Consider the following 24,090-nt stretch of genomic DNA (forward strand, 5'->3'; position numbering starts at 1 on the left):
GGGCATCTACCAAATCAATTAACTCTGAGAATCTCCATTTATGGGACTCACTATTGGTCTGGTAAACACTTATTCAACTCTTAATATTGGGGATGCAGCTATCTATAGTGCCTTAACTGCTTTAGCCGGGGATGCTAGGGTTGTGGCTCAATTTCCAGATGCTGTACCGAACTATATTCCTGGTCTGCAAATTTTGCCGCACCTGGGTCATTGCGATGCCTACATTAGTGTCGGTGGGGACATTTTTAATAATGCCCGTGAAGGTTTGATTACCAAAGCTTTCATTCGCAATTTGCTTCAGTTAAGGCGATCGCCCAAACATACCTTTGTGTTTGGTCAGTCTATCCCTCGCTCATGCCATGGTATCAGTTTTCGTGCCTTGACCTTATGTTTGCGTCAATTGGCAGCGGTTTGCGTGCGAGATAGTGAAAGTCATCACCGACTCACCCAAGCTGGTGTACCAGCAATTTTGTCCTTTGATGCCGCATTTGCTTTAGCGGTGAGTGAGGAAGCTAAAGACCTAGCACAACAACTATTCCAAGCCCTGGATGTCCAACCAGAATTAGCAGCTTTGATTTCTCTGCGGACATTTGACTCCATGTACCCCCATGACAATCAGCAATTTCTACAGCAACTTGTATCCGTAAGTCAGCAATTCCACCACCAGGGATATCAACCTGTATTGCTGATTCAGTCCCAAGCCTACGGTGCTGATAACGATTTGCTGATGGCAGAGGAAATTGTCAAACAAGTACCGCAACTGAAAATTTTTAATCCCTTTACTTTGCCTCATCCACTACCGAGTTGGCAATTGGTCATGGGTGCATTGGCGATTTCTCGTTTGATTGTGGCCATTAGATATCACACTTCCGTATTAGCCTTGGCTAGTGGTCGCGTCCCCTTTAACTTGTACTACTCAAATAAGGGCAGAGATTTAACGAAACGCCTAGAAATTCCCGGTTGTAGCCTCGAAGAATTTCACCCAGACACCCATGTAGATGCGATCGCTGCCACCGCTACAGCTACTTTTGACCATGAAGCTATTCGTCAACGGGTCAAACAGGATTTTCAACAATGTTATAGCCGAGTCAGTCGTTAAATGTTGATGCACATAGATATAGGCAGAACTCCTATTGAACAGTTCAAAAAATCCAACTCTATGAAACCCAAAATTTGCCATTTTTTAGGTGGTCAAGGCATGGGCTGGACTGGTGGCATTAAAGCCACATTAAAAAGTCTAGAAATGTCCTGGCTGGCAGAAAAATTTGAGTTTATCACTGCACCTTTATCAGCAGCAGATAGTGTGATATCCCAACAACAGCCAGATGTGATGATAGTTCATGCGGCTTCCTCTTGGCGGGGGTTAATGCCACTGTGGAAGCTGCATCGTCGGGGCAAATTGATTATTAATGAACATCACTACTGTGCAGGATTTGAAGCCTTTAATGTGCCTTCAGCGACTCGGTTTCATACCATGTTGAAGCTGGCATATGGAATGGGCGATCGCATCGTTACTGTTTCCCAGGCCCAACGCCATTGGATGCTGAAAAACAAATTAACCACAGCGGCAAAAATTTCTGTTATTCCCTTCTCCCGCTCAATTTACCCCTTCTTCAATACCCCTGCCAAACCCAGATTGTCCCACCAACCCTTGGTATTAGGTGCCTATGGTAGATTTTCTCTGCAAAAAGGCTTTGATGTTCTCATTCATGCGGTCAAACAACTGTCTCCTGACCAAGTGGAATTACAAATTGGTGGTGGAGGCAACGACGAAAGCAAATTAAAGCAACTAGCTGCTGGTTGTCCCCACATTAAATTTGTGGGACGCATTGATGATGTGCCTGGTTTTTTGAGTCAGTGTGATGCGGTGGTGATTCCTTCCCGTTGGGAACCTTGGGGTAACGTCTGTTTAGAAGCTAGGGCAGCTGGTAAACCGATTATCGCCTCAGCAGTAGATGGCTTGAGTGAACAAATTCAAGATTTTGGTCTACTGATTCCCCCAGACAACTCAGTGGCATTAGCGAAAGCAATTCAGCAACTCATTGATTTACCTGCGGTGGAATTAGAACGTCAGGGTCAACAGGGAAAAGCTTCAGCCATCAATTCTTGGCAAAATTACCTGACTAACTGGGAAAGGTTGCTGGAGGAGATGATATGAAAGCCATTGGGCAAACCTTAGCAGCTTTCAAAACCGACCGCTTTATCCGCAATATTGGCTGGATGGGTGCATCGGAATTAGTCATTAGAGTCTTTCGTCTGGTGACGACAGTGATTCTTGCACGGTTTCTTAGTCCAGAAGATTATGGTTTAGCTGCCATAGTGTTGATGACCTATGAATTTATTCGTGTCTTCACCCGCAACGGTATCGCTGACAAAATCGTGCAAGCAGAAGAAGGAGATGTAGAGGAACTATGCCGGACTGCCTATGGCTTGAACTGGTTAATAGCATTGGTCTTATTCACAATTCAATGTTTGGCATCACTAGCGATCGCTAAATTCTACAACAACTCCCATCTCATTCTGCCTATCTGTCTCATTGCCATTACTTACCTCATTTATCCTTTGGCAATGGTACAAACAGCTTTAATTAGAAGAGAAAATCGTTTAAATATTCTCGCCCTCATTAGTTCCGTTCAAGTTTCTACAGATAATGTCCTGACAGCTATCTTGGCACTGTCAGGAATGGGTATGTGGGCAATTGTTTTACCAAAGTTATTAGTAGCACCAATTTGGATTATTTTAACTTTTAAATATCATTCTTGGCGAATGACCAAATCTTTCACCTTGGATAAATGGCAAAAGATTACATCCTTTGCTAGTCGAATTCTGGGTGTAGAGTTACTGACAATCTTTAGAGAAAATGTTGACTATCTGTTAATTGGTCGGTTTGTAGGTGTGCAAGCCTTGGGAGTTTATTATTTTGCCTTTAATGCTGGTTTAGGAATTAGTTTGAGTATCATTAACGCCATCAGAGTTTCCCTATTTTCTGACCTGTGTAACCTCAATCATCAACCAGAAATATTTATCCAACGCTATTTACAAAGTATTCGCAAAATCGCTTTTATCATTGTACCTTTCGTCATCTTACAATCCAGTTTAGCTCCCTTTTATGTGCCTCTGGTATTTGGTCATAAATGGGTAGAAAAAGGAGCAGTTTCTATCTTAATTGTCATTTGTTGTTCAGCTTTATCTCGACCATTCGCTGATGCTGCTTCTTTAATGTTTAGGGCTTTTGGTCAACCACAAATTGAATTACGCTGGAACATCTTGTTTACCGTATGTTTAGCCTCCGCTATTGGTGTAGGGACACATTGGGGCATCTTGGGTGCTGCGGTAGCTGTGACAGTTACACATTTAACGTTACAACCCTTGTATACCATCTGGGCAACTCGGCAAAAATTAACCCAATTATTGCAGGAGATTAACCCATGACCAATATTTCTCCCCTAGTCACAGTCATTATTCCTGCTTACAATGCTGCTCGATTTTTACCAGCAACCATCAATTCTATTCAACAACAAACTTACTCAAATTGGGAATTATTAATTATCAATGATGGTTCTACAGATGATACTGTAGAAGTAGTCAAAAAATATCAAGAAAAAAATCCTTGTATTCAGTTAATTAATCAGTTCAATCAAGGAGTTTCTCAAGCTCGTAATTTAGGAGTTGAAAAGAGCAAAGGTCAATTTATTGCTTTTCTCGATGCAGATGATCAATGGCTTCCTGATAAACTTCAACAACATCTCAAGCACTTTCAATTTCACCCCCACTTAGGAGTCAGTTTTTCTCAAGTAGAAATTCTCAATCAAGCAGGTGAACCCACTGGACAGGTTTCTAGTTCCCGTCTCCATCATTTAAAACCAGAACATTTACTATCTGAAAATCCTACTACCACTACTTCTAATTGGGTAGTACGTCGAGAAGTATTTGCTCAAGTAGGGGGTTTTGCTCCTGATATGAGTTATTCCGAAGACCTGGAATGGTTGTTGCGGGTAATTTGTACTGGACTGTGGGAAATTGAGGGAATAAATCAAGTTTTGACTCGCTATCGGACTAGTTCAGGTGGGTTATCTTCCCATTTATATCGGATGGAAGATGGGTGGAATCAACTAGTACAAAAAGCGAAAATTTATGCTCCTCAATTAGTTGAAGATCATTTTGCTTTAGCTCAAGCTTTGCATTTGCGCTATTTAGCTAGAAGGGCATTTAGATTGCATTTACCTGCGGAAGTAGGGGTAGATTTTATGACTCGTGCTTTGGCTTCTGATTGGCGTTTATTATTTCACCAACCACATCGGACTGTATTAACCTTAATGGCTGTGTTTGGGGATTTATTAATGGAGAAAATTCTATTTATATAAAAACCTAAGAACATCAATGATTAAATAAACTAATTTTCACCTTCCATCTATTAATTTTATGCCAAAAATATCCGTAGTTATCCCTGTTTACAACTCTGAAAAATCCGTAGCAGAAACCCTAGCATCTGTTATCGCTCAGACCTACCGAGATTTAGAGATTATTATTGTTGATGATGGTTCAACTGATAAAAGTATAGAAATTTGTCAACGATTTAAAGATGAGCGTATTAAAATTGTTCATCAACAAAATCGCGGTTTGGCTGGAGCTAGAAATACTGGTATTCGTCATGCTCAAGGAGAGTTTATAGCTTTTGTTGATAGCGATGATTTATGGTTGCCAGAAAAGCTAGAAAAACATCTACACCATTTACAACATTCACCACAAGTAGGATTAAGTTTTTCCCGTTCTCGTTTTATTGATGAGCAAGGTACACCTTTGGGTATTTATCAAATGCCTAAGCTGATCAATATTACTCCCGGATATTTGTTTTGCCGTAATCCTATTAGTAATGGTTCTTCAGTAGTAATTCGTAGGGAGGTTTTAGATGCAATTAAATTTGAAGCGAATTTGTATGGAGAAATCGAAGATTTTTACTTTGATGATCGATTTCGTCAATCTGAAGATATTGAATGTTGGTTGCGGATTGCACTGACAACTAATTGGCAAATAGAAGGTATTCCTGAAGCACTAACACTCTATCGTTTAAATCGTAGTGGGTTATCGGCTAATATTTTCAAACAATATGAATCTTGGGAACAAGTTCTCATTAAAACTCAAGCTTATCAGCCTGAGTTTATTGAAAAATGGGGTGATAAAGCCAGAGCTTATCAATTGCGATATTTATCAAGAAGAGCCACAAGAGAACGAGCAAATGCCATAGCTGTTGATTTAATCAATCAATCTTTAAGGTTACATTGGCAGATGCTATTGGAGGAACCTAGACGCACTTTCATTTCTATAATTGCTGCCTATCTATTATGGTTATTACCCAAATCAACCTACCAATGGTTGGAGAAAGTAATCATGCAAATTACTGGCTCAAATCAGCAAAAACGAATTCAAAAGGAACAAATTAGTTAGGAAAAGCTCACAATCTAAAAATATCTAATTTTTTACACCCAAATTAGCAAATCAAGGTAAATCTATGAAATTTTTATTAGTTTGTTCTTCCGGTGGTCACTTTAAAGCTCTACAACAATTACATCCTTTTTGGGAAAACCAAGAGCGCCTTTGGGTGACTTTTCGCACTGCAACTACAGAAGCAGAATTAACTGAAGAAAAGGTGTTTTGGGCTTATAGTCCGACCAATCGTAATTTCCCTAATTTTTGCAGAAATTTACTGTTAGCTTGGCAGGTAATTAGAAAAAATCGACCAGATGTAATTATTTCCACTGGTGCGGGTGTAGCTGTACCTTTTTTGATTCTGGGTAAATTATTCGGCAAAAAAACTATATTTATTGAATCAATTACGCGGATTAATACTTTAAGCCTCTCAGCTAAATTGACTTTGCCTTTCTTGAGCATTCTATACGTACAATGGCCGCAATTACAAGCCCGTTATCCTCAAGCTGAACTTGTACTTCCTCAAGAGTTATAAAGTTATTGGGAATGAACAATTGCTCAAAAAATAGAAAAAATATTGCACATTATTTGCCCCCTCAATCCCTGTCAAAATTATGATTTTAGTCACAGTTGGTACAGAACAATATCCTTTTAATCGCTTGATGCAATGGATTGAAGTATTGTTACAAACAGACTTAATTAAAGAAGAAGTGGTAGTCCAGTATGGTAACTCCACAATTTTACCTGCTGGTGCTAAAGTGTACCGTTTTCTCAAGGAAGAAAAATTTCAAGATTTAATTCAACAAGCGCGAATTGTGATTGCTCATTGTGGTGAAGGAACTTTATTGTTGTTGGATGCTTTGAATAAGCCTTACATTTTGGTTTCTCGCAGTCAACAATTTAAAGAACATGTTGATGATCATCAAGTAGAACTGGGTTTAGCACTATCACAAATTAATGTGCCTATAGCTTGGTGTCCGGGGGATTTGGTGCGGTTTATAGAGTCTCCTAGAAAGGTTTCCGTAGCTGATGTTTCCCATGCTAGTGCGATCGCTATTTGCCAAAGTTTACAATCTCGTTTTGGGCAATAAGCAATATCGGATAGTAAAAAATCCTACTCATATATTTTCTATTTCCTTGACTTGACCCTTTCAATCCTTACATTACTGAAAACTATGGCTCCTTCAACCAAACCAATTACCCCTCTGGTAACTAGCCGTTTAAATAATACTCTGCTGGTGCAACTACCATCTAAATTAACAGTGGTAGAGGCTGTGTCTTTTCGTCATTATTTTCAACAATATTTAGAAGATAGTAGTATCGAAAAAATCATTTTAGATTTTGGCCATACGACCATTATTGATAGTAGTGGTATTGGTTCATTAATTACTAATATCAAATCAGCGAAGGCTAAAAACATTCCTTTAACTGTTTGGAGTGTCAACCCCCAAGTCAAGTTAGCGTTTTCCTTGGTTGGTTTAGACCAAATCTTGAACATTGACCCCAATACAGAAGCTATTATCCCTACAGTCAATCGCAAATTGCAGCAACGTCCACCTCTGACCCATCCTTCCGTGCGATCGCGCGTTAAACGGACAATTGACATTGTTGGTGCTATCCTGGGGTTAGCTGTAACTGCGGCACTATTTGTACCGATAGCGATCGCTATTAAGCTAGACAGTCCAGGCCCAATACTCTTTAGTCAAACTCGTTGTGGTTGGATGGGACGACGGTTTCGGATTTGGAAATTCCGCTCAATGGTAACTAATGCAGAAGCTCTTAAATCTGCAATTCCCAATCAAGCTTCTGGTGCTTTTTTCAAAAATGATCACGACCCCCGCATTACCCGTGTTGGTCGTTTTCTTCGCAAAACCAGTTTAGACGAATTTCCTCAATTTTGGAATATTCTCATCGGAGATATGAGCTTAATTGGTACTCGTCCACCCACTCCAGATGAGATAGAACAATATGAAATTCTTAATTGGCAAAGATTAGATGTCAGACCTGGATTGAGTGGGGAATGGCAAGTTAATGGTCGTTCAAAAATTCGCAATTTTGAAGACGTAATTAAACTGGATTTACGCTACCAAGAAAATTGGAGTCTGTCCTATGACTTTCAACTCATCCTGAAAACATTTATTGTTGTCTTTAACAAGGATTCAGGTGCTGTTTAATCGGGATCATTCCCATTTTGCAAAATTTCACGACAAAAAATTACCAGCAGTTTAAATCTGCATACACTTTGACTAAATTTTCATGGAAACAAATTTATTGCTACAGAATTATAGATTACAAATTGCCAGTGACCTTGATGCAATGGCAGCGGTTGTTGATTGGTTTGATCAATTCAACAATGGACAAATACCCTATCAAGTCTGGGTAGAAGCGCAAACTGCTTTACTTGAGGGCTTTACAAATGTAGTGCGTCATGCTCACAGACACCTTAGTCCAGAAACTCTTGTTGATTTGGAAGTACAAATATCTCCCGAATATTTTCAAATTCGCATTTGGGATCAAGGGGAAATTTTTGATTTAGAAGCCGCTTTAGACCAATTCAACCAAGAAACTAGTAATCTCACATTTAATCCTTTAGACCATGAACTACAATGGGGTTGCATCTTTTTGCTTAAACTGAGAAAAGATTACGGCTGGATCATTAGTTATACCCGTGAGCTAGACACCAGAAACTGCTTATTACTACACAAAAAATTAGCTCGGTAATGAGCCTACATATTGGTGGACTAATTAGGGGTATTTTCCGTAATCAATTAGTTCAAAAATCCAAGAATTTTTCCTACAACATATCGTAATATATATCTTCCCACAGAATTTATGGATTTGCAAATGAAAATCATTAGACCCCAGGGAATTTTAAATAGTAAAAGCGGTAGCCAATTACTTGCAGAAATAGACGAATTAATTGGATCTGATGTGAAAACGATTTTGATTGATTTTCAAGATGTCAATTTTATGGACAGTTCTGGATTTAGCACGTTATTAATCATGCTAAAAACACTGAAAAAACACAATATGCGTTTAGTGCTTTGTTCAATTAATGAGCAAATTAGAATGGTATTTGAGATGACTAATAGCAGCCAGATTTTTGAGGTGTTACCTAATCCAACATCATTTATTTCTACTTATAATCAGGAGGAAGTAGAAAATGGAGTAATGGGGTAGAGAGTTTAGAAATATCTGCGTTTTCAATTTCTAGCTGTATTGGTGCGTTAAGTATTGCTATAACGCACCCTATAATTTCAGCATGATTAAATCCTATTTATAATAGTGCAATACAGCAATTAACTTTAGGTAAATTTTATTTCCAATAAAGAGCAATCATCAGTAAATCCTTTACTACCAGTAGCAGTTTTAATTTCTGCCAATATTTGGTCTAAATCCATGGATTTGTGATGACTATTTGCCAATAAATTCATAAAATCATTCAGTTTCCATAAATTACCATTGGGTTGTTCTACTTCATAAACTCCATCGCTAAAAACATAGACTTTACTGGATGATTGCACCTCACAAACAGAATTTTTGTATTCTATTTCTGCAAAGGCTCCAATAGGCATACTAGGAGTAATTAACTGTTTGATATCTATACTAGAATCTGTTAATTGTGACACTAATAAAGCGGGTGGGTGACCGGCTGTGGAATAGGTGATTTGAGAGGAAGTACGATTAAACACTCCATACCAAATAGTAAAGTAACGAGCATTATGTTTCTCCATGTTGAAAATCTGATTCAACGCATTGAGAACTTCCGCCGGTTGATGAAAATCTGCCGGGAGAAGATTGGGAGAGCGTAATAAATTATGCACAGAAATAGAAGGTAGTGCAGCAGCTAATCCATGTCCAGAAACATCCAACAGATAAATCACTAAGTTATCTGCATCTAACCAATAGTAATCAAAGCAATCACCTCCTAATTGATGTGAGGGAAAAAACCGATAATTGATATTTACTAATCCTGACATTGGTTCAGGTAAAATAGATGTCACATATTCAGCCGCTTCATGCAATTCGGTTTCTAAAAGCTGTTTTTGAATTTGTAGGTCTTTTGCTAATCTGAGTAGTTCTTGATTACTTTGATATAATCTCAGTCCGGCCCGAACTCGTGCTTTCAGTTCACTGATTTCAATTGGTTTACTTAAAAAATCATCTGCACCATTATCTAACCCTTCAACCTTGTCTTCAACGGTTGTACGTGCTGTGAGTAGGATAAAAAAGGTTGTTGATAAAGACGGTTCAGATTTAATCACACGGCATACTTCCAGACCATCCATTTCATCCATCAGCCAATCACAAATAATCACAGCAGGATGATGCTGATAAGCTTGTTCTATACCTTGTTTACCATTAGAAGCGAGGATGACTTCATACCCTTGTCCTTGTAGTGCTTGTTTAAGAACTATTTGGACAATCCTATCATCATCAATCACTAAAATTTTGATAGGAGAATTGGTTGTGTTAATCATTATTTCGTCTGTTTGCTTGTTTAAATGAGTATGTTTGAGCTTTAACATATGCGATTCTATTTGAAAACAAAATTACTACAAAAAACGCAATACTTTTACAGTAATTAGTAAATAGATACACCTGATTGATAAAATTGTATGCCTACAAATTTAACCTGCAATACCTAATTAAATTATACATTTTAAATACCTTGCTCGATTTTTATGGTGAAAAATTTAAGGGAATATATATAATTTCTGGTCAATCAAAGAAATTCAATACATTAAAAAACAAAATAGATTAATTTCTGTTGCTATTGCCTTAGATAAAACATGCTGTAAATTTACATTTCACAATTCATTTGTAAAATCTCAAGAGCCGCGATGACATTTTGATATTCACTTTCTAACTGACTAACTAGACTAGAGATTTGCTCTAATGAATGTGCTGGTGTGATGTATTCCAAAGTTTCGCAGAGATTACCCAAGTTAACTGCACCGATACTTACACTAGGCGATCGCAAAGCATGGGCAGATTTTTTCAGGTTGGCTAAGTTCTCAGCGGCCAAAGCAGAATTAATTTCCTGTATAGTAGCTGGGGTATCTTCCCGATATACTCGAATCAATTCGGCAATTAGGCGATCGCCCTCACTTCCTGCCATCGCCCGTAATTCCTCTAATATGCTGGTGTCAATAGGTAATTGTTGATGCTCACTTGGTAATACCACTTCCTGTGAAGTTTCATTCCCTTGATGCTGAAGCCCATAGCGTTGCAAAGCTGCTACTAATGCTTCTACACTAATCGGCTTAGTAATGTAATCATTCATGCCGATACCCAAGCTTTTTTGACGGTCTTCTAGACGTGAGTAAGCCGTCATGGCAATAATCCAAGGTTGAGCATCAGGTGACAAGTCTCCACGAATACGCAAAGTTGTTTCCCACCCATCCATTTCTGGCATCTGGATATCCATCAACACCACATTATAAAGTTGCCGTTGTAAAGCAGCTAAAGCCTCCTGTCCATCATTGGCAATATCTGCTCGATAACCCAAACAATTGAGCATTTGCAGCGCAATTTTCTGATTAACTAAGATATCCTCAACTAAAAGAATCTTCAGGGGTAAAGTTTCCCCTAACTTAGTCTCAATGGCAGGTAAATCAGGCTTTGGTAATCGAGAGTAAGAGGGAATAATCGATTGGTCACTTACATGATTCAACCAGCTACCACGTACAATTTGTAACAGGGTATTGCATAGCTGGTATTGACGCACAGGCTTATGTAAAAAAGCCGTAAATTCAGCCGCAATCTGTTTGACTTCTAGAGTGTGTTTCCCCCTGGAACTCAACATTACCAAAGGTAAACCTTGTTGCTGGGGAATAGCACGAATTTTCGCTGTCAGATCCAGGGCATTAAACTTAGGGCTGTCAATATCGAGGATGGCTACAGCAAACGGTTGTTGTTGTCCCAGACATTGGAGAATTTGCTCCTCCGATTCCCCCCCTTGGACATCTAACCCTAAACTTTGTAGTTGCCAGGTTAAGCATTGTCTCAAATTTCCATTACCAACACCTAAAAGTAAACGTTGACCAACCAGTTCTGGATCAACAGTTGGGGAATTATCAGTATCTGAAGCCGATAAAATCACAGTGAAATAGAAAGTAGAACCTTGATCAGCTTCACTTTCTACCCACATTTTCCCCCCCATAATCTCACACAGACGCTTACTGATCGCTAGTCCTAAACCCGTACCACCATAACGTCTAGTTGTCGAGACATCCACCTGACTAAAAGGTTTGAAGAGACGATGCAAGCGATCGCGAGGAATGCCAATTCCTGTATCTCTAACCGCAAATTGCAACTCATAGCGACCATGACAAACTAACTGCCGTGCAGTCATCGTGATTGCCACTTCACCTATATTTGTAAACTTCACTCCATTACTAATTAAATTCCAAAGAATTTGGCGCAACCTGGTAATATCACCAATAATATCTGTGGGTACACCCGCGTCTATTTGGTACATTAATTCAATGCCTTTAGCAGCAGCTTGGGGAGCCAATAAATCCAGAGCTTCTTCCACACATAGACGTAAATCAAAAGGCTGGTCTTCTAACTCTAAATTGCCAGATTCAATCTTAGAGAAATCGAGAATATCATTAATAATTGTCAGTAAAGCATTGCTACTATTACGAATAGTTTCTACACAGTCCAGTTGCTCGGAATTTAAAGCAGTATCTAACAGCATTCCACTCATACCAATAATGGCATTCATGGGAGTACGAATTTCATGACTCATAGTGGTTAGAAAATTACTTTTAGCCATATTGGCAGTTTCCGCTGCTTGCTTGGCTAAATTTAGCTCTTCATTTTGCATCGCTAACAGATTAGCTTGATGGGTTTCTTGAGCTAGTAACTGCGCTTGGGTAAGGGCAACACCCATTTGGTCTGCCAGATGTTGGAGCAAATCTAATTCTAATTCAGTCCACTGGTGAGGACGATAGCTAGTGCTACCTACACATTGAAAAACAATTAATAATCCCCATACATCTTCCCGAATTAAAATCGGGACAATGACATTAGCTTTCACCTGAAACTGGCGTAAACAATCCACATAACAAGCTGGAAATTGATTTTCCTCCTCATCAGAAATCACAGTCATTTGCTTGTGATCATATAAATTGTGGTAAATATCCAGAAGACAAGAATTATGAATATTTTCCCCCATGATGTTTAATATTTCTGGAGTTACTGCCTGTTGCACTACTTGACCAGTACCATCAGAGTTGATTTGGAAGATCACAACCCGATCAGCCTGCAAAATTCGCTGTACTTCTGTTACCGTGGTTTGCAGAATTTTCTCTACTTGCAAAGACTGACGAATTTTTTCCGTGATTTGCTTGGACAACAACGCCCGTTCATATTGCTGTGTCACTACTGCTTCTGCTTGTTTACGTTCAGTAATATCGCTATATTTCCACAGATGACCATATAATTTTTGGTTAACCCAAATAGGTATATAGTTTTGTTCCAAAACCCGCCCATCTTGCAACTGCCATTCTTGATCCAGAATAATTTGATTTTTGCTAATTATTTCGTCAACATTTACCTGAAATTTGTCTGGTTCAACAAATAGTTGTTGACCTGTCTGGATAACTTGCCGACAATCCTGACCTGCTAATGTTTGTGCATCTACAGGTATGTTAAACAATTGACAAAATTCTTGATTAGCTAAAATAATTTGTCGATTTTCATCTTCTAATAACACACCACCCTGTAAACTTTGAATGACCGTTTTCAAGATTGATGCTGTGGCCCGTAATTCAGAACGCTGAGATGTGAGTTTAGCAGTCAGTTTTTTAGCATCTGCTAGGGCTGAATTTTTAGCTTGTAAAAGCAATAAATAATCGGCAACAGAATCGTAGAGAGGAAAATCATCAAGATGCAAATCTAGTTTTTGCAAATCTCCAACATCAGTCATCCAGGGAGAACCAAGAAACATCAGATGATTAGATGCTGCCAAATGTACCATCTGTCCCTTTAGCTGCATTTCTTGATGATGAGATTGCAAAAGAAATAGGGAATGTGTTTGTTGACAAATATCTGCAAACTTGACTGAACAGTGAGGACGACTGATCCGAAAATGTTCCTCTATCGAACTACCAACTATGACCACTGGTTTCAGAATCCGCTGAATTACAGCACCAGCTTGGACAATCTGCATATTTTGATCCATCACTAGATGAAAAGGAAACAAGATTGCAAATTGTTCGGGGTCAAGACTAAATTTTTGTGGTTCAATCCCCTGTTCTCTGGTCATAGGTTTGAGAATCATCGTATTCAATAGAGAAAATATCGTGAGACGCACCCTGTTCTCGAAAACTGATTTGAGTCACATCTACCTTGGTATGAAAGCGTTTTCCCAGTCCGTGGAGTAAACCAATCACCATTGGTGCTAAACCCTGGCGAGTAGATTGATAGTGGAGTTCCATCGACTTGTCGCTGGTGTGTTCGCAATCAAAGGCAGGGGGACGGAGTTGGGGGAAACTCAATCCTACTCGTGCGTGTAGGTTGTCGAGATTTTCCACAAATTGCCCTAAAGATTTACCAGCACTAGCTAGCAGTTCTCCATACCCTTCTTCGGCAGTGTATGTTACCCAGTATTCCCCAAAAGCCTGTAATATTGCTTCCGTTTCCATACCCAAAACATCACAAGCAGCTGCGACCAAACGATAGGTAATATCATCGGTATAAGCATCCATACCTACGAAAAAATCTATGTCTTCTAATTCTGCTTTTTGCTTGATGATTTCCCAGGTCTCTTCACCATGGTGTTTGCAAATCATGTCTTGAATTGCTTTGTTCACTAGACCATACATTGATTTAGCTCCTAAGTAATGATTTGTACATGCAAAAAATTCTTGTCTTGATGAGTATTTTGAGAATCTAAGTTGAGCAATTACCTATGTGATACCAACTTGATTGAGTGGTAGGAATGTATTTACGCTTCCAGTTCAATTGAAAAACCAAATCAATACTTTTGTTGGGTGGGATATGAAACTAAGTAAACTTGTCTATGGAGGAGATAACAATCATGGTGGCTATGCTACCTTGTTTCCACCAATGTATCCCCATACCCCTACACCCCCACACCCCTGACTCCTCTTGACGGGACAGAAGCGGAAAATGTTATAACGGCATCAGGTGATGGATGCAAAAAGGGAAACACTATCAATAGCTAGTTATTTATTCTGGGAAAGAGTTAAACTTGGCTGTGAAAGGAAATCCTGAGCAACTGCACGCAGTATATCGGTGATGCTAATACAAGCACGGCTGACAATTTTTAAGCAGGTGGGTCAAGAGTGATGAATATAGCTGACTCCTCGGAAGATAGCACTGTAATAGAAACCCAAAATTCTGCTCATCCGCCACAGTTGGAGCAGACAAATTGTCCTTTCTACTCAGTCCTCCCAGATAGTGGTTACTCTATTATCAACGTCCCCATCCTCCAGCCAGCCCCAGAACAACATAACCTAGCGATAGTTATGGAGAATTCAGAAGATAGCACTCGATTAGATTGGGTTGCAGAACCTGATAGTGAACAACAAGCACAGGTAAATTCCGAATTTCAACAAATGTTGACTTTAAATGAAGAGTTAAGGCAGGCTAATAGCGATTTATACACGCAAGTAGAACACCTAAAAACAGAGTTAGCAGAGGCGGAAAAGATTTTTCAGTGGCAAAAAACTCGTTCTAGTGTCACTGAGTCGATCTTTGAGCAACAAAATCAAGAGCTTGCTGCTGCTCAGGAACAAATTCGCTTATTATCGGAAAATTTAGAAAGTGCCCGTCAAACGGTGCAGCATCAAGAAATATATATTGATACCTATAAATCCCAATTACAAATTAGCCAACAACGCATTGCCCAATTGGAGCGGGAATGTTCTTCGTTACAAACTAACTATACTGAACAATCTCAACAGTTATTACATCTAGAAAACACCTGTCGTGAGTTGCGTGCGAGATTAATGCGCCAACAGCGTCAAACTTTACAATTCAAAGCAGCCTTAGAAAAGTGTTTAGAAACATCTATTCCTCAGGAATCAAGCGAATATCCTTCCGGGATTCCAGACATACATAAAAAACATAGTCGATTTTCTCAAAAGGCGCGATCGCTCTTTCCCAATGCCCAACCCATTAAACCTTGGTCAGCAGAACCAGAACTAGAAACCAATCCCCTCAGCAATTCTTGGGTTGAACCTTCCACACCCCCCCTCGATACCAACTCTGCTACTGTTACTCCTCCTGTTTCCGAACCCCATACATCACCTTCACCTAGTCCCTCACCCCAGGTCAGCGAATTAGCAGCTGATTCCGAAATTTTTACAGCAGAAAGTGTCTCGCACCTGAATCAGCAAATAGATAGTCTGATTCAAATGTTTTTTGTTTCTCAATCACCATCCTCTCCCACGGAGTCTGTGCCTCCACAGGCTGAGGAAACATTAATTGTGGATCATGCTGTAGCTGCTGAAAAGGAAGAGGAACCACAAACCCCAATTGTAGAGATACCCGACCATACTCACCATTCCTCACCATCTAATCAGACTGTTTCTGTTGTCAATGAGCCTATTATTCTCTCGACTCAACCAGAACCCCAGAATATGACCGTAGAACTTGAGGATTATTGGTTAGATACCTCAACCGCTACACCACCAATATCAACAACTGAGGCAATTCCAGATAGTTACTCACCTTCTCCCTTGATTTATCCAGATCGTCCACCCAAGGGCCGCAAGTCTTTAGCATCTGTGGAATTACCAAATTTTCGTCGTCCGCAGATGAAATAGCCATAGCAACTTAGGAAGACTACTTACCAATGGTAAGTAGTCTGATGAAACTAGGAATAACTGATGGTGCGATCGCTCACCGTTACCGATGTTTTGGGTCTACCTGTAGAAATTGCATAGTTAATAGCTACTAATTGCAACCATAACCCAGGCCAGCGAGATTCTAGCCAAGATTGGCTGGACTTCAAGAAACTGGGAAACCATCCACTCAATAAAACACTAACGCAAGCATAGAGAAAGAAGTTAAAATAGTTACTTAACCATCGGACTAAATCTTTCATACCCGCCAGTTGCCAAATCCACAACAGTAAAGCCGGATTTTTGATAGCGGCTTTAATCGCCAAGCGATTGAAGGTGAAGAAATCGCAGCGGTCTTTAATAAAATTATCTGCCACTGCTGGTGGTTCATCTGCCAACAAACCAAAGAAGGTATTGAGCATAGCATTTACCTTCTGAGGGGCAATAAATTTGCCCGTGGGCACCATCATACCTTTAGAAAATAGCCAAGTCACGGCCACATTGCTTTGGTAGGCACGGATTTTATTTAAATGCTCGGCGGTGAGTAAGTTATGCTTGAGGGCAATATCTAATAGTGTGGTCAGTCGTTCCAAGTTCCGCACCAGGGAACCAAAACCTGTGAATACCAAGGGAGATTGAAGTGAAGCGGCATCGCCAATAGCAATTAATCGATCAAAGGCAACAGTGCGATCGCTACCACTGACACTAAAATGCCCTGGAATATAGCCAAAAGTCGCCTTTTTCCACACCAATTTATCTAAATCACAACGGCGATATTCCGGCAGAATTGTAAAAAAGTCCTCATACATTTCTAATAATGAACCAGGATTTGTGGGATTTACTTCATGGTAATGAAATAAATAAATTGTCAGTTCTTCCCCCGCACCAGGAAACAACTCCCAAATCAACTGTCTACCACGGGAAATATCACCATGACTGTAGAGAACATCTCCATATTCAGAATCCCATACACCAGGCTCAAAACCTTGATCAATAACTGCACCTACCGTGGGACAAACACTATCAAATGCCCGACCACCATTTAATTGCCAAGCAATAGGAGAAGCAGTTCCCATCGCATCTATCAACAAACGACCACTGACTTGTTGTTGATTACCACTAGGCAAATGCTTAACAGTTACTAAAACTTGTGAATTACTAATATCTGCTTGAATAAATTCTGTTTCATCCCAGATTTCTCCACCGCTTGCCCGCAGTTTTTGTCCACATATTTGAAGTAATTTTTCTGAATCTAAAGCGATATTCAAAACCTTCGGCGTGTGTAGAACTGCTGCTTTTAAATGGGCAGGATTATTAGCATCAAAAAACTTATTAAAACCGTCTTTATACTCTCTGGTAATAATACTTTCTACTTCCGCAGGCGTTAATACACCCAGATTAATTAAACTTTGAATTTCATCACGGGAAATATTCCACTCACGATTCATCCGCCCAAAAGGCAAACGTTCCACCAATAGCACTTTATATCCCAATTTTGCCATGACTGCGGCATGAATGGAACCCAATGCCCCACCAATATAAATCAGGTCATAGGTAGTCTGTGTTGCGGCTGCCTTGGTTTCAATGCCACCTTGACATCCACCAAACAGCACTTGACGGGGCTGTTGGGGATTTCTTACCCCCTCTCGCCAACGTTGCTCCCACCAATAAGCGCGCTTTAAATCATATTCTCCATTAGGGATTTGCTGAAAATACTTGACAGTTAGAGGATAATAAGATTCTAGCTCTGCAAATATCGATTTTTGGGAATCAATTGCTGGTGGTTCTGGATAACGATAGGGAAACCTATTTCTAATTGCTGTCGTTAGCTGGCCAAGAATATCTCTTTCTGCGGGAAATGGTTTCTCTCCCCACCGGAATACCTTCAAGTAGGTAGTGCGTTGTACAGACCAGACAAAAACAGACAGTTCCGATGGTAAATTTTCGGAAATATTTTTGTCAGCAGTTGTATTGTTAACAGGGATTCTCAAGCGGAAACCATCTGGAGTCACCTGTTTTTCCCCAATTTTCGGCACAAAATCTGCTTGGAGCCATAACCGTACTGATGCTGTATCGGTTGTAGGTACTTCTAAATAAAGAATTTCTTGCATTCCACTCACATCTCCCATCAATCTACTAACTCGGACAGATTTGACGAAGGCAGAAAGTACGCTAGACTCCGCCCTATTAGTTTCGTTAACTTTCAGTAAAGAAATCTTAATAGTTTGTCAAGTTTGTTATCCATATTGTAAATTTTGTAAATCCACGCCATGAATTATCCTATCCCAGACAGTCCCCAAGAAATTTACGCTCTCAGGCAACAGCCAGTTGATGAAGAACTTGTAGCTGCTGTTATTGCTGGAGTAGTTAAACTGGTTCGCGCTCAAGGCCAAACTTTGGAAGATTTAACAGCCCAAGTGCTAGCAGATGACCCTGTATTAGATCGTCAGCAACGGCGGTGGCTGAGTCAAGTGGTTACTCAAGCCTGGAAAAGTTTTGACTAGAGAGAGTAGGGTGACAGGTGACAGAATTGATGTTTTATCTTCCCCTGCTGGTCAAAACCCATGTGTTTGCAGGGAAATTTGTGTCAGGAGCGATCGCATCCGCCTACATCTCATCTAGAATAAAGTCTACTCCGCAAGTAATAGAATAATTTTTTCTATATTTCACAATCTAAATTCAAAAAGGATATCCCCGTCAACACTGTTGCCGTAGGAAATCCTTGCCATGTCATTATTTTATCTAAATCGAGTGAAGAATAAGTCCTAGAACTTATACGCTCTCCCTAACCAATATTGCCAATCTTCAAGAGCTTGTTGAGTTTCTTCATCCACATCAATAGCTTCAATTTCCGATAACTTTGCGGTATGGATATCATCATCTTTACCGCCTATATAACCAACTTCCACATACATATCTTTTAGACAATCATCTTCTGGTGCCATTCCCAGGACTTCCACCAGCTTTTCATCTATAGCCCCAGTTTTGCGATTCTTCTTCTTCCACTTGCCCATAAAGGGAAAATCTAGGGTGTCGTCCAGATAATAGTACCAGCCCATGGCCCGCTCTTCCTTGTCTTCAGCATCGACAAGAATTTCTGTTTTAATCCGATTTTCGCGATTTTCGTCAATATCTATGGTCGGCATAAAATTATTTTTGAGTAGAGATGAATTTGCAAATATGGTATAGCGTCATCACTCGCGGATGTCAATTTTTTATCTGTGGTCTTAATATAGCCAAAAACAGTTAAATTAGCCTAATATCCCTGCTTTTTGGCATTTACTCAATAAAATAGCTTTTTTTAAAGATTAATAACCATCTCTAGGGGATGAGATTTGAGTAAATGGGATTTACATACATTTGTTCTCATGCAAAGAAATATGCGTTAATTAATAGAATTGTTACTTAAAACCACGCAATGATTAATAAGTGTAAAATTCTTGTCGCAACCTGAGCGTGGGAAAATCAAAGTAATGCCAAAAGTAGAGTCTAGAGAGGAAAACCCTATAATATGCATCTGAGTGAAATTACTCATCCTAACCAGTTGCATGGTTTGTCAGTTCGGCAATTGCAACAAATTGCTCGTCAAATTCGTGATAAGCACCTACAAACCGTAGCAGCAACTGGTGGTCACTTAGGGCCAGGTTTGGGAGTAGTAGAATTAACTTTAGGACTTTACCAAACCTTGGACTTAGATCGAGATAAAGTGATTTGGGATGTTGGTCATCAAGCTTATCCCCATAAACTGATTACAGGACGCTACAGCGATTTTCATACCCTCAGACAAAAAGATGGAGTTGCTGGTTATCTCAAGCGTTGTGAAAGCAAGTTTGATCACTTTGGTGCAGGACATGCTTCTACAAGTATTTCTGCTGCATTGGGTATGGCCATGGCCCGTGACATGCAAGGGGAAAAATTTAAAGTAGTAGCTGTCATTGGTGATGGTGCTTTAACTGGTGGGATGGCACTAGAAGCTATTAACCATGCTGGACATTTACCTAAAACAAATCTTTTGGTAGTTCTCAACGATAATGAGATGTCCATCTCTCCCAACGTTGGTGCTATTCCCCGTTATCTGAATAAAATGCGTCTTAGCCCACCGATGCAATTTATCACCGATAACTTTGAAGAACAGTTCAAGCACATTCCTTTTGTGGGTGACGAACTAGGTCGCATCAAGGAAGGGATGAAGCGGTTAGCAGTTCCCAAAGTGGGTGCAGTTTTTGAAGAACTGGGCTTTACCTATATGGGGCCTGTAGATGGGCATAATTTAGAAGAATTGATTGCTACTTTCCAACAGGCACATCAAATTACTGGCCCTGTATTGGTGCATGTGGCGACTGTGAAAGGAAAAGGTTATGAAATAGCTGAAAAAGACCAAGTAGGCTACCATGCCCAAAACCCATTTAATTTAGCCACTGGTAAAGCTATTCCTTCTAGCAAACCCAAACCCCCAGCATACGCTAAAGTTTTTTCTCACACTCTGGTGAAATTGGCTGAACAAAACCCGAAAATTGTCGGTATTACCGCAGCCATGGCCACAGGTACAGGTTTAGATAAATTACAAGCAAAACTTCCTAACCAATACATAGATGTAGGTATTGCAGAACAACACGCTGTCACCTTAGCAGCTGGTTTAGCTTGCGAAGGGATGCGCCCTGTGGCAGCTATCTATTCCACTTTCTTACAACGTGCTTACGACCAAATCATTCATGATGTCTGCATTCAAAACCTACCTGTCTTCTTCTGTTTAGACCGAGCAGGTATTGTTGGTGCTGATGGACCCACTCACCAAGGAATGTATGATATTTCCTATCTGCGCTGTATCCCCAATATGGTGCTGATGGCTCCCAAAGATGAAGCTGAATTGCAACGGATGGTGGTGACAGGTGTAGAATACACCGACGGACCAATTGCCATGCGCTTCCCCCGTGGTAACGGCTACGGTGTGCCTTTAATGGAAGAAGGTTGGGAACCTCTAGAAATTGGTAAGGCGGAAATTCTGCGTAATGGCGATGACCTCTTAATTATCGGCTACGGCACAATGGTTTACCCAGCCATGCAAACGGCAGAAATTCTCAGTGAACATGGCATTGAAGCAACTGTAATTAATGGCCGCTTTGCCAAACCTTTGGATACAGAATTAATTCTACCCTTGGCTGAGAAAATCGGGCGTGTGGTGACATTGGAAGAAGGATGCGTCATTGGTGGCTTTGGTTCTGCGGTAGCTGAAGCTTTACTAGATGCAGATATCGTTGTGCCGGTGAAACGTATTGGTATACCAGATGAATTGGTAGACCATGCTACCCCAGAGGAATCTAAGGTGGAATTAGGTTTAACCAGTCAGCAAATTGCCGACAGAATTATGCAAGCTTACTTTAAAAAGCAAGCTTCGGCTGTGGTTTAGCTGATAGTTAATGTGAGGGTGGGCCTTCCCACCTTTCAGTTGAGAATTTCAGAAGTTCATCCATGTCACAATAAAAGTGCGATCGCTACAGATTAACGACACATACCAAACTTAATCAAAAATTTTTCCCGACAACTGTAAAGAAATATTAAGCATATGAGTAAATGCCACTGGGGCTGATGAAGTATCAACAGCACTGCTTGTGCTGTCTTAATGGGCATCTAACAAAATTTTGATTGAGTCTTCATTCACTGTTTCTTGGCAAATGTGGCAACCATATCATTTTCAGCATATTTTTACCCTGATTAAATAAATGCTGTTTTTTGAATGGGTTATAGCTATTGGTGTCACAATTACTCGTGACTAAAAAAATTTCAGATATTTGGATCTGAAAGCGTCATAAGAACAACAACTTAGATCAACTCTGGAGAATGACCATGAATTTTTTGAAGAAGTCCATTTCATTGGCCAAAATTTTTGCATTTGCACTGTCATTGTTAATTTTCTTTGGTGCTAGCACTGGAACAGCAAACGCTGCTTCTGGTCAGTTCTTTGACACTATTTCAGAATGTGTGCCAGTGATCAATGGATCATTTAATGTGAATTTGCCTGGTCCCGTTGATAACACTACAATTATTCGTTCTGCCCTGGTTTCCTTAGTACCTAGTGGTCAATCTGGATTAATTAATTCGATTGTGATTACTGGTCCAGATGGCTCTCGCGAATTTGGTTGTGTCAACACCAAGGTTCAAAGTGGTACAGACTTAATTAGAGCTTGTGGAGGCCCTGCTATTCTGGAAGCTGGAAACACTACATATGAAGCCAAAGGGACTAATTTTGGACCTAGTTCTAAAATCAAGTTTTGTGTGAATTTAAGTTCTGATTTTCAATAGTCATTTTTCTGCGTCTTAAGTCAAAGTATAGGCGTTATTTTTAACGTCTATACATAATTTATGTGACCTAATATGAATAAAATTTTGTCTTTGATATATTCTTTGGGACATCTCATTCTTGCTGGTATGGAATGGGTTTTATTAGGTTGGGCAATTCGTTTATATCGCCAATCTAGCAGCCTAGCAATGATTGTTTTACCCATAGTTTTAGCAAGTATTAGCTATGATAATTTGATTCTAGGAATTGGCAGTTTTATTGGAGAAGGTGAACTACTGAAAAATTTGAGTATGGTACGCTTTCTCATCCATTATTTAGTTGTGCCATTATTTATTGTTGTTGGGGTTGAATTGGCACATCGTGCTGGTGCTAAGTGGGCTAATAGTGTAGTGCGGATTTTATCTTGGTTTGTTGCCTTTACATTAGCGGGAATAGATGTTTCCACCCATTATATTGGTTTAGATTTAGTTCCAGTCAGATTTGCTGGAATGCTGCGTTATACCGTAGCTCAAGTTAGCGGGCCACCAATTATTACTATTGTTGTGAATATCTTTATGCTGTTAATTGGTATTGGTCTCTGGTTCAGAATCAAATGGCCTTGGTTATTTGTAGGAACTTTGGTGGCTTTAATTGGCAATGGTATTCCTTCATCTGTAGTGGGGACTCTAGCTGGTAGTGCATCTGAGTTTGTGATGGCTTTTAGTTTGTTGCTCACTGAAGAATGTTCACAGTTTTTAGGAAAACAAATAGAATCTTTAGAAACTAAAAAAATAGAAGCTGTTATTCCCAAATAAATAGCATTAAATACAAATTATTAAAAATAGGTGAATGCAGAGAATTCGGGAGCATAAATAAATGTCGAATGAGCGAAATTGTCATGGAAATTCAAACTGGAAGTGTTGCCCAGAAAAGGGATATAAAATTTGTCAATCAGGTAGTCATATTGATGGTAATTTTATCCGAGTTTTTGTACCTGATACTCCTTACTATGACGAAGAAGGAAAATTGAAATTAATTACTTATTTACATGGCTTTGCTTTATGTAAACCAGAATTTTATGAAGCTCATCTAGAAGAATTAGCTCGAAAGGGTTATTACATATTCTTTCCTGATTTTCAAAAAAGTGACTATCCAGATGAATTAGAGAAGAAAAAAGTCTACAAATATCAATCACCGACATATCACTTGTCATTTTGGGTTTCTCAGCTGATCAAGAGTATTACAAATCAAGAAAAGCTAGACGAAAGGTTTTTTAATAGTGCGGAAAAAAAGTCTGCTCAGATTCCGCAAATTACTGGTAAACTCAAACAACCCGAAAAATCTAGCTATTTTCGTGTGTCTCTGGGTTTAGTCATCTTCATTAGACATCTCCGAAAACAAGGAAACCCTTACCATGACTGCTTTTAAGAGGGGTAAAGGCTAAGTGCAAAGATAGTCAAATTATACGCTAAAATCAGTGTTTGAAATGCGTGCTGTTGCTAATTAGCTAAAAAATAGCAATCCTTAGATGAAACTTTATTCTCTGGAAACACAAGTTTTCAT

21 protein-coding genes are annotated in these 24,090 nt (G+C 39.6%); 16 read left to right on the forward strand and 5 right to left on the reverse strand.

Annotated features, from left to right (window positions below; translation table 11 throughout):
* Positions 1 to 40: 40 nt before the first annotated feature.
* From H6G73_RS16285 to H6G73_RS16330, 10 genes are all read left to right on the forward strand, one after another.
* Positions 41 to 1,099, forward strand: coding sequence for a polysaccharide pyruvyl transferase family protein (locus H6G73_RS16285; protein WP_190606329.1), 1,059 nt, complete (start codon positions 41 to 43; stop codon positions 1,097 to 1,099).
* Positions 1,100 to 1,159: 60 nt separating this feature from the next.
* Positions 1,160 to 2,158, forward strand: a complete 999-nt coding sequence (locus H6G73_RS16290) for a glycosyltransferase family 4 protein (protein WP_190606331.1) — start codon at positions 1,160 to 1,162, stop codon at positions 2,156 to 2,158.
* Positions 2,155 to 3,432, forward strand: coding sequence for a lipopolysaccharide biosynthesis protein (locus H6G73_RS16295; protein WP_190606333.1), 1,278 nt, complete (start codon positions 2,155 to 2,157; stop codon positions 3,430 to 3,432). The genes H6G73_RS16290 and H6G73_RS16295 overlap by 4 nt, the downstream gene beginning before the upstream one ends.
* A complete protein-coding gene (locus H6G73_RS16300; protein ID WP_190606335.1) occupies positions 3,429 to 4,364 on the forward strand; it encodes a glycosyltransferase family 2 protein in 936 nt (311 codons plus the stop codon). Before H6G73_RS16295 ends, H6G73_RS16300 begins: the two co-directional genes overlap by 4 nt.
* Positions 4,365 to 4,422: 58 nt before the next feature.
* Positions 4,423 to 5,445 (forward strand): glycosyltransferase family 2 protein, encoded by a 1,023-nt coding sequence (locus H6G73_RS16305; protein WP_190606337.1) that lies wholly within the window; start codon positions 4,423 to 4,425, stop codon positions 5,443 to 5,445.
* Between the two features lie 64 nt (positions 5,446 to 5,509).
* Positions 5,510 to 5,962 (forward strand): PssD/Cps14F family polysaccharide biosynthesis glycosyltransferase, encoded by a 453-nt coding sequence (gene pssD, locus H6G73_RS16310; protein WP_190606339.1) that lies wholly within the window; start codon positions 5,510 to 5,512, stop codon positions 5,960 to 5,962.
* Positions 5,963 to 6,041: 79 nt separating this feature from the next.
* On the forward strand, positions 6,042 to 6,518 hold the full coding sequence (locus H6G73_RS16315; RefSeq protein ID WP_190606341.1) for a glycosyltransferase: 477 nt from the start codon (positions 6,042 to 6,044) through the stop codon (positions 6,516 to 6,518).
* 84 nt (positions 6,519 to 6,602) lie between these two features.
* Positions 6,603 to 7,601, forward strand: a complete 999-nt coding sequence (locus H6G73_RS16320; protein ID WP_190606342.1) for a sugar transferase — start codon at positions 6,603 to 6,605, stop codon at positions 7,599 to 7,601.
* An 82-nt stretch (positions 7,602 to 7,683) separates the two neighbouring features.
* A complete protein-coding gene (locus H6G73_RS16325) occupies positions 7,684 to 8,148 on the forward strand; it encodes an ATP-binding protein (RefSeq protein WP_190606344.1) in 465 nt (154 codons plus the stop codon).
* Between the two features lie 111 nt (positions 8,149 to 8,259).
* Positions 8,260 to 8,607 carry an STAS domain-containing protein gene (locus H6G73_RS16330; protein ID WP_190606347.1) on the forward strand — a complete coding sequence of 116 codons (348 nt, stop codon included), beginning with the start codon at positions 8,260 to 8,262 and terminating at the stop codon, positions 8,605 to 8,607.
* 125 nt (positions 8,608 to 8,732) lie between these two features.
* Here H6G73_RS16330 and H6G73_RS16335 read toward each other — a convergent pair whose 3' ends face one another.
* From H6G73_RS16335 to H6G73_RS16345, 3 genes are all read right to left on the reverse strand, one after another.
* The gene (locus H6G73_RS16335; protein ID WP_190606349.1) at positions 8,733 to 9,908 is read right to left on the reverse strand and encodes a PP2C family protein-serine/threonine phosphatase; all 1,176 of its coding nucleotides are present in this window, start codon (positions 9,906 to 9,908) and stop codon (positions 8,733 to 8,735) included.
* A 323-nt stretch (positions 9,909 to 10,231) separates the two neighbouring features.
* The gene (locus H6G73_RS16340) at positions 10,232 to 13,720 is read right to left on the reverse strand and encodes a response regulator (RefSeq protein ID WP_242034224.1); all 3,489 of its coding nucleotides are present in this window, start codon (positions 13,718 to 13,720) and stop codon (positions 10,232 to 10,234) included.
* Positions 13,683 to 14,264 (reverse strand): heme NO-binding domain-containing protein, encoded by a 582-nt coding sequence (locus tag H6G73_RS16345; protein ID WP_190606350.1) that lies wholly within the window; start codon positions 14,262 to 14,264, stop codon positions 13,683 to 13,685. Before H6G73_RS16345 ends, H6G73_RS16340 begins: the two co-directional genes overlap by 38 nt.
* Positions 14,265 to 14,750: 486 nt before the next feature.
* Here H6G73_RS16345 and H6G73_RS16350 point away from each other — a divergent pair, with 486 nt between their 5' ends.
* Entirely contained in the window at positions 14,751 to 16,232 is a 1,482-nt protein-coding gene (locus H6G73_RS16350; RefSeq protein WP_190606352.1) for a hypothetical protein, read from the forward strand.
* Between the two features lie 50 nt (positions 16,233 to 16,282).
* On the opposite strand, the gene H6G73_RS16355 is transcribed toward H6G73_RS16350, so the two are convergent.
* Positions 16,283 to 18,361, reverse strand: a complete 2,079-nt coding sequence (locus tag H6G73_RS16355) for an NAD(P)/FAD-dependent oxidoreductase (protein WP_190606354.1) — start codon at positions 18,359 to 18,361, stop codon at positions 16,283 to 16,285.
* 159 nt (positions 18,362 to 18,520) lie between these two features.
* On the opposite strand from H6G73_RS16355, the gene H6G73_RS16360 reads away from it, so the two are divergent.
* Positions 18,521 to 18,754, forward strand: coding sequence for a hypothetical protein (locus tag H6G73_RS16360; protein ID WP_190606356.1), 234 nt, complete (start codon positions 18,521 to 18,523; stop codon positions 18,752 to 18,754).
* A gap of 261 nt (positions 18,755 to 19,015) precedes the next feature.
* Here the strand turns inward: H6G73_RS16360 and H6G73_RS16365 are convergent, their stop codons facing one another.
* Positions 19,016 to 19,396 carry a calcium-binding protein gene (locus tag H6G73_RS16365; protein ID WP_190606359.1) on the reverse strand — a complete coding sequence of 127 codons (381 nt, stop codon included), beginning with the start codon at positions 19,394 to 19,396 and terminating at the stop codon, positions 19,016 to 19,018.
* A gap of 365 nt (positions 19,397 to 19,761) precedes the next feature.
* Between H6G73_RS16365 and dxs the strand changes: the two genes are divergently transcribed.
* The 4 genes from dxs (at position 19,762) to H6G73_RS16385 (ending at position 23,955) form a co-directional block, all read left to right on the forward strand.
* A complete protein-coding gene (gene dxs, locus H6G73_RS16370) occupies positions 19,762 to 21,657 on the forward strand; it encodes a 1-deoxy-D-xylulose-5-phosphate synthase (protein WP_190606361.1) in 1,896 nt (631 codons plus the stop codon).
* Positions 21,658 to 22,094: 437 nt separating this feature from the next.
* Positions 22,095 to 22,550, forward strand: a complete 456-nt coding sequence (locus H6G73_RS16375; protein ID WP_190606362.1) for a hypothetical protein — start codon at positions 22,095 to 22,097, stop codon at positions 22,548 to 22,550.
* A gap of 72 nt (positions 22,551 to 22,622) precedes the next feature.
* On the forward strand, positions 22,623 to 23,342 hold the full coding sequence (locus H6G73_RS16380; RefSeq protein ID WP_190606364.1) for a hypothetical protein: 720 nt from the start codon (positions 22,623 to 22,625) through the stop codon (positions 23,340 to 23,342).
* 61 nt (positions 23,343 to 23,403) lie between these two features.
* Positions 23,404 to 23,955 (forward strand): hypothetical protein, encoded by a 552-nt coding sequence (locus H6G73_RS16385; protein WP_190606366.1) that lies wholly within the window; start codon positions 23,404 to 23,406, stop codon positions 23,953 to 23,955.
* Positions 23,956 to 24,090: the final 135 nt, after the last annotated feature.

Origin of the sequence: Richelia sinica FACHB-800 (assembly GCF_014698825.1) — a bacterium.
Lineage (GTDB): Bacteria > Cyanobacteriota > Cyanobacteriia > Cyanobacteriales > Nostocaceae > FACHB-800.

Coding starts and splice junctions, on each gene's coding strand:
- H6G73_RS16355 (WP_190606354.1), bottom strand. CDS start 18,361: ATGCAAGAAATTCTTTATTTAGAAGTACCTACAACCGATACAGCATCA.
- H6G73_RS16335 (WP_190606349.1), bottom strand. CDS start 9,908: ATGATTAACACAACCAATTCTCCTATCAAAATTTTAGTGATTGATGAT.
- H6G73_RS16360 (WP_190606356.1), top strand. CDS start 18,521: ATGAATTATCCTATCCCAGACAGTCCCCAAGAAATTTACGCTCTCAGG.
- H6G73_RS16330 (WP_190606347.1), top strand. CDS start 8,260: ATGGATTTGCAAATGAAAATCATTAGACCCCAGGGAATTTTAAATAGT.
- H6G73_RS16300 (WP_190606335.1), top strand. CDS start 3,429: ATGACCAATATTTCTCCCCTAGTCACAGTCATTATTCCTGCTTACAAT.
- H6G73_RS16320 (WP_190606342.1), top strand. CDS start 6,603: ATGGCTCCTTCAACCAAACCAATTACCCCTCTGGTAACTAGCCGTTTA.
- H6G73_RS16285 (WP_190606329.1), top strand. CDS start 41: ATGGGACTCACTATTGGTCTGGTAAACACTTATTCAACTCTTAATATT.
- H6G73_RS16325 (WP_190606344.1), top strand. CDS start 7,684: ATGGAAACAAATTTATTGCTACAGAATTATAGATTACAAATTGCCAGT.
- H6G73_RS16295 (WP_190606333.1), top strand. CDS start 2,155: ATGAAAGCCATTGGGCAAACCTTAGCAGCTTTCAAAACCGACCGCTTT.
- H6G73_RS16315 (WP_190606341.1), top strand. CDS start 6,042: ATGATTTTAGTCACAGTTGGTACAGAACAATATCCTTTTAATCGCTTG.
- H6G73_RS16345 (WP_190606350.1), bottom strand. CDS start 14,264: ATGTATGGTCTAGTGAACAAAGCAATTCAAGACATGATTTGCAAACAC.
- H6G73_RS16350 (WP_190606352.1), top strand. CDS start 14,751: ATGAATATAGCTGACTCCTCGGAAGATAGCACTGTAATAGAAACCCAA.
- H6G73_RS16365 (WP_190606359.1), bottom strand. CDS start 19,396: ATGCCGACCATAGATATTGACGAAAATCGCGAAAATCGGATTAAAACA.
- H6G73_RS16290 (WP_190606331.1), top strand. CDS start 1,160: ATGAAACCCAAAATTTGCCATTTTTTAGGTGGTCAAGGCATGGGCTGG.
- pssD (WP_190606339.1), top strand. CDS start 5,510: ATGAAATTTTTATTAGTTTGTTCTTCCGGTGGTCACTTTAAAGCTCTA.
- H6G73_RS16385 (WP_190606366.1), top strand. CDS start 23,404: ATGTCGAATGAGCGAAATTGTCATGGAAATTCAAACTGGAAGTGTTGC.
- H6G73_RS16380 (WP_190606364.1), top strand. CDS start 22,623: ATGAATAAAATTTTGTCTTTGATATATTCTTTGGGACATCTCATTCTT.
- H6G73_RS16340 (WP_242034224.1), bottom strand. CDS start 13,720: ATGATTCTCAAACCTATGACCAGAGAACAGGGGATTGAACCACAAAAA.
- dxs (WP_190606361.1), top strand. CDS start 19,762: ATGCATCTGAGTGAAATTACTCATCCTAACCAGTTGCATGGTTTGTCA.
- H6G73_RS16375 (WP_190606362.1), top strand. CDS start 22,095: ATGAATTTTTTGAAGAAGTCCATTTCATTGGCCAAAATTTTTGCATTT.
- H6G73_RS16305 (WP_190606337.1), top strand. CDS start 4,423: ATGCCAAAAATATCCGTAGTTATCCCTGTTTACAACTCTGAAAAATCC.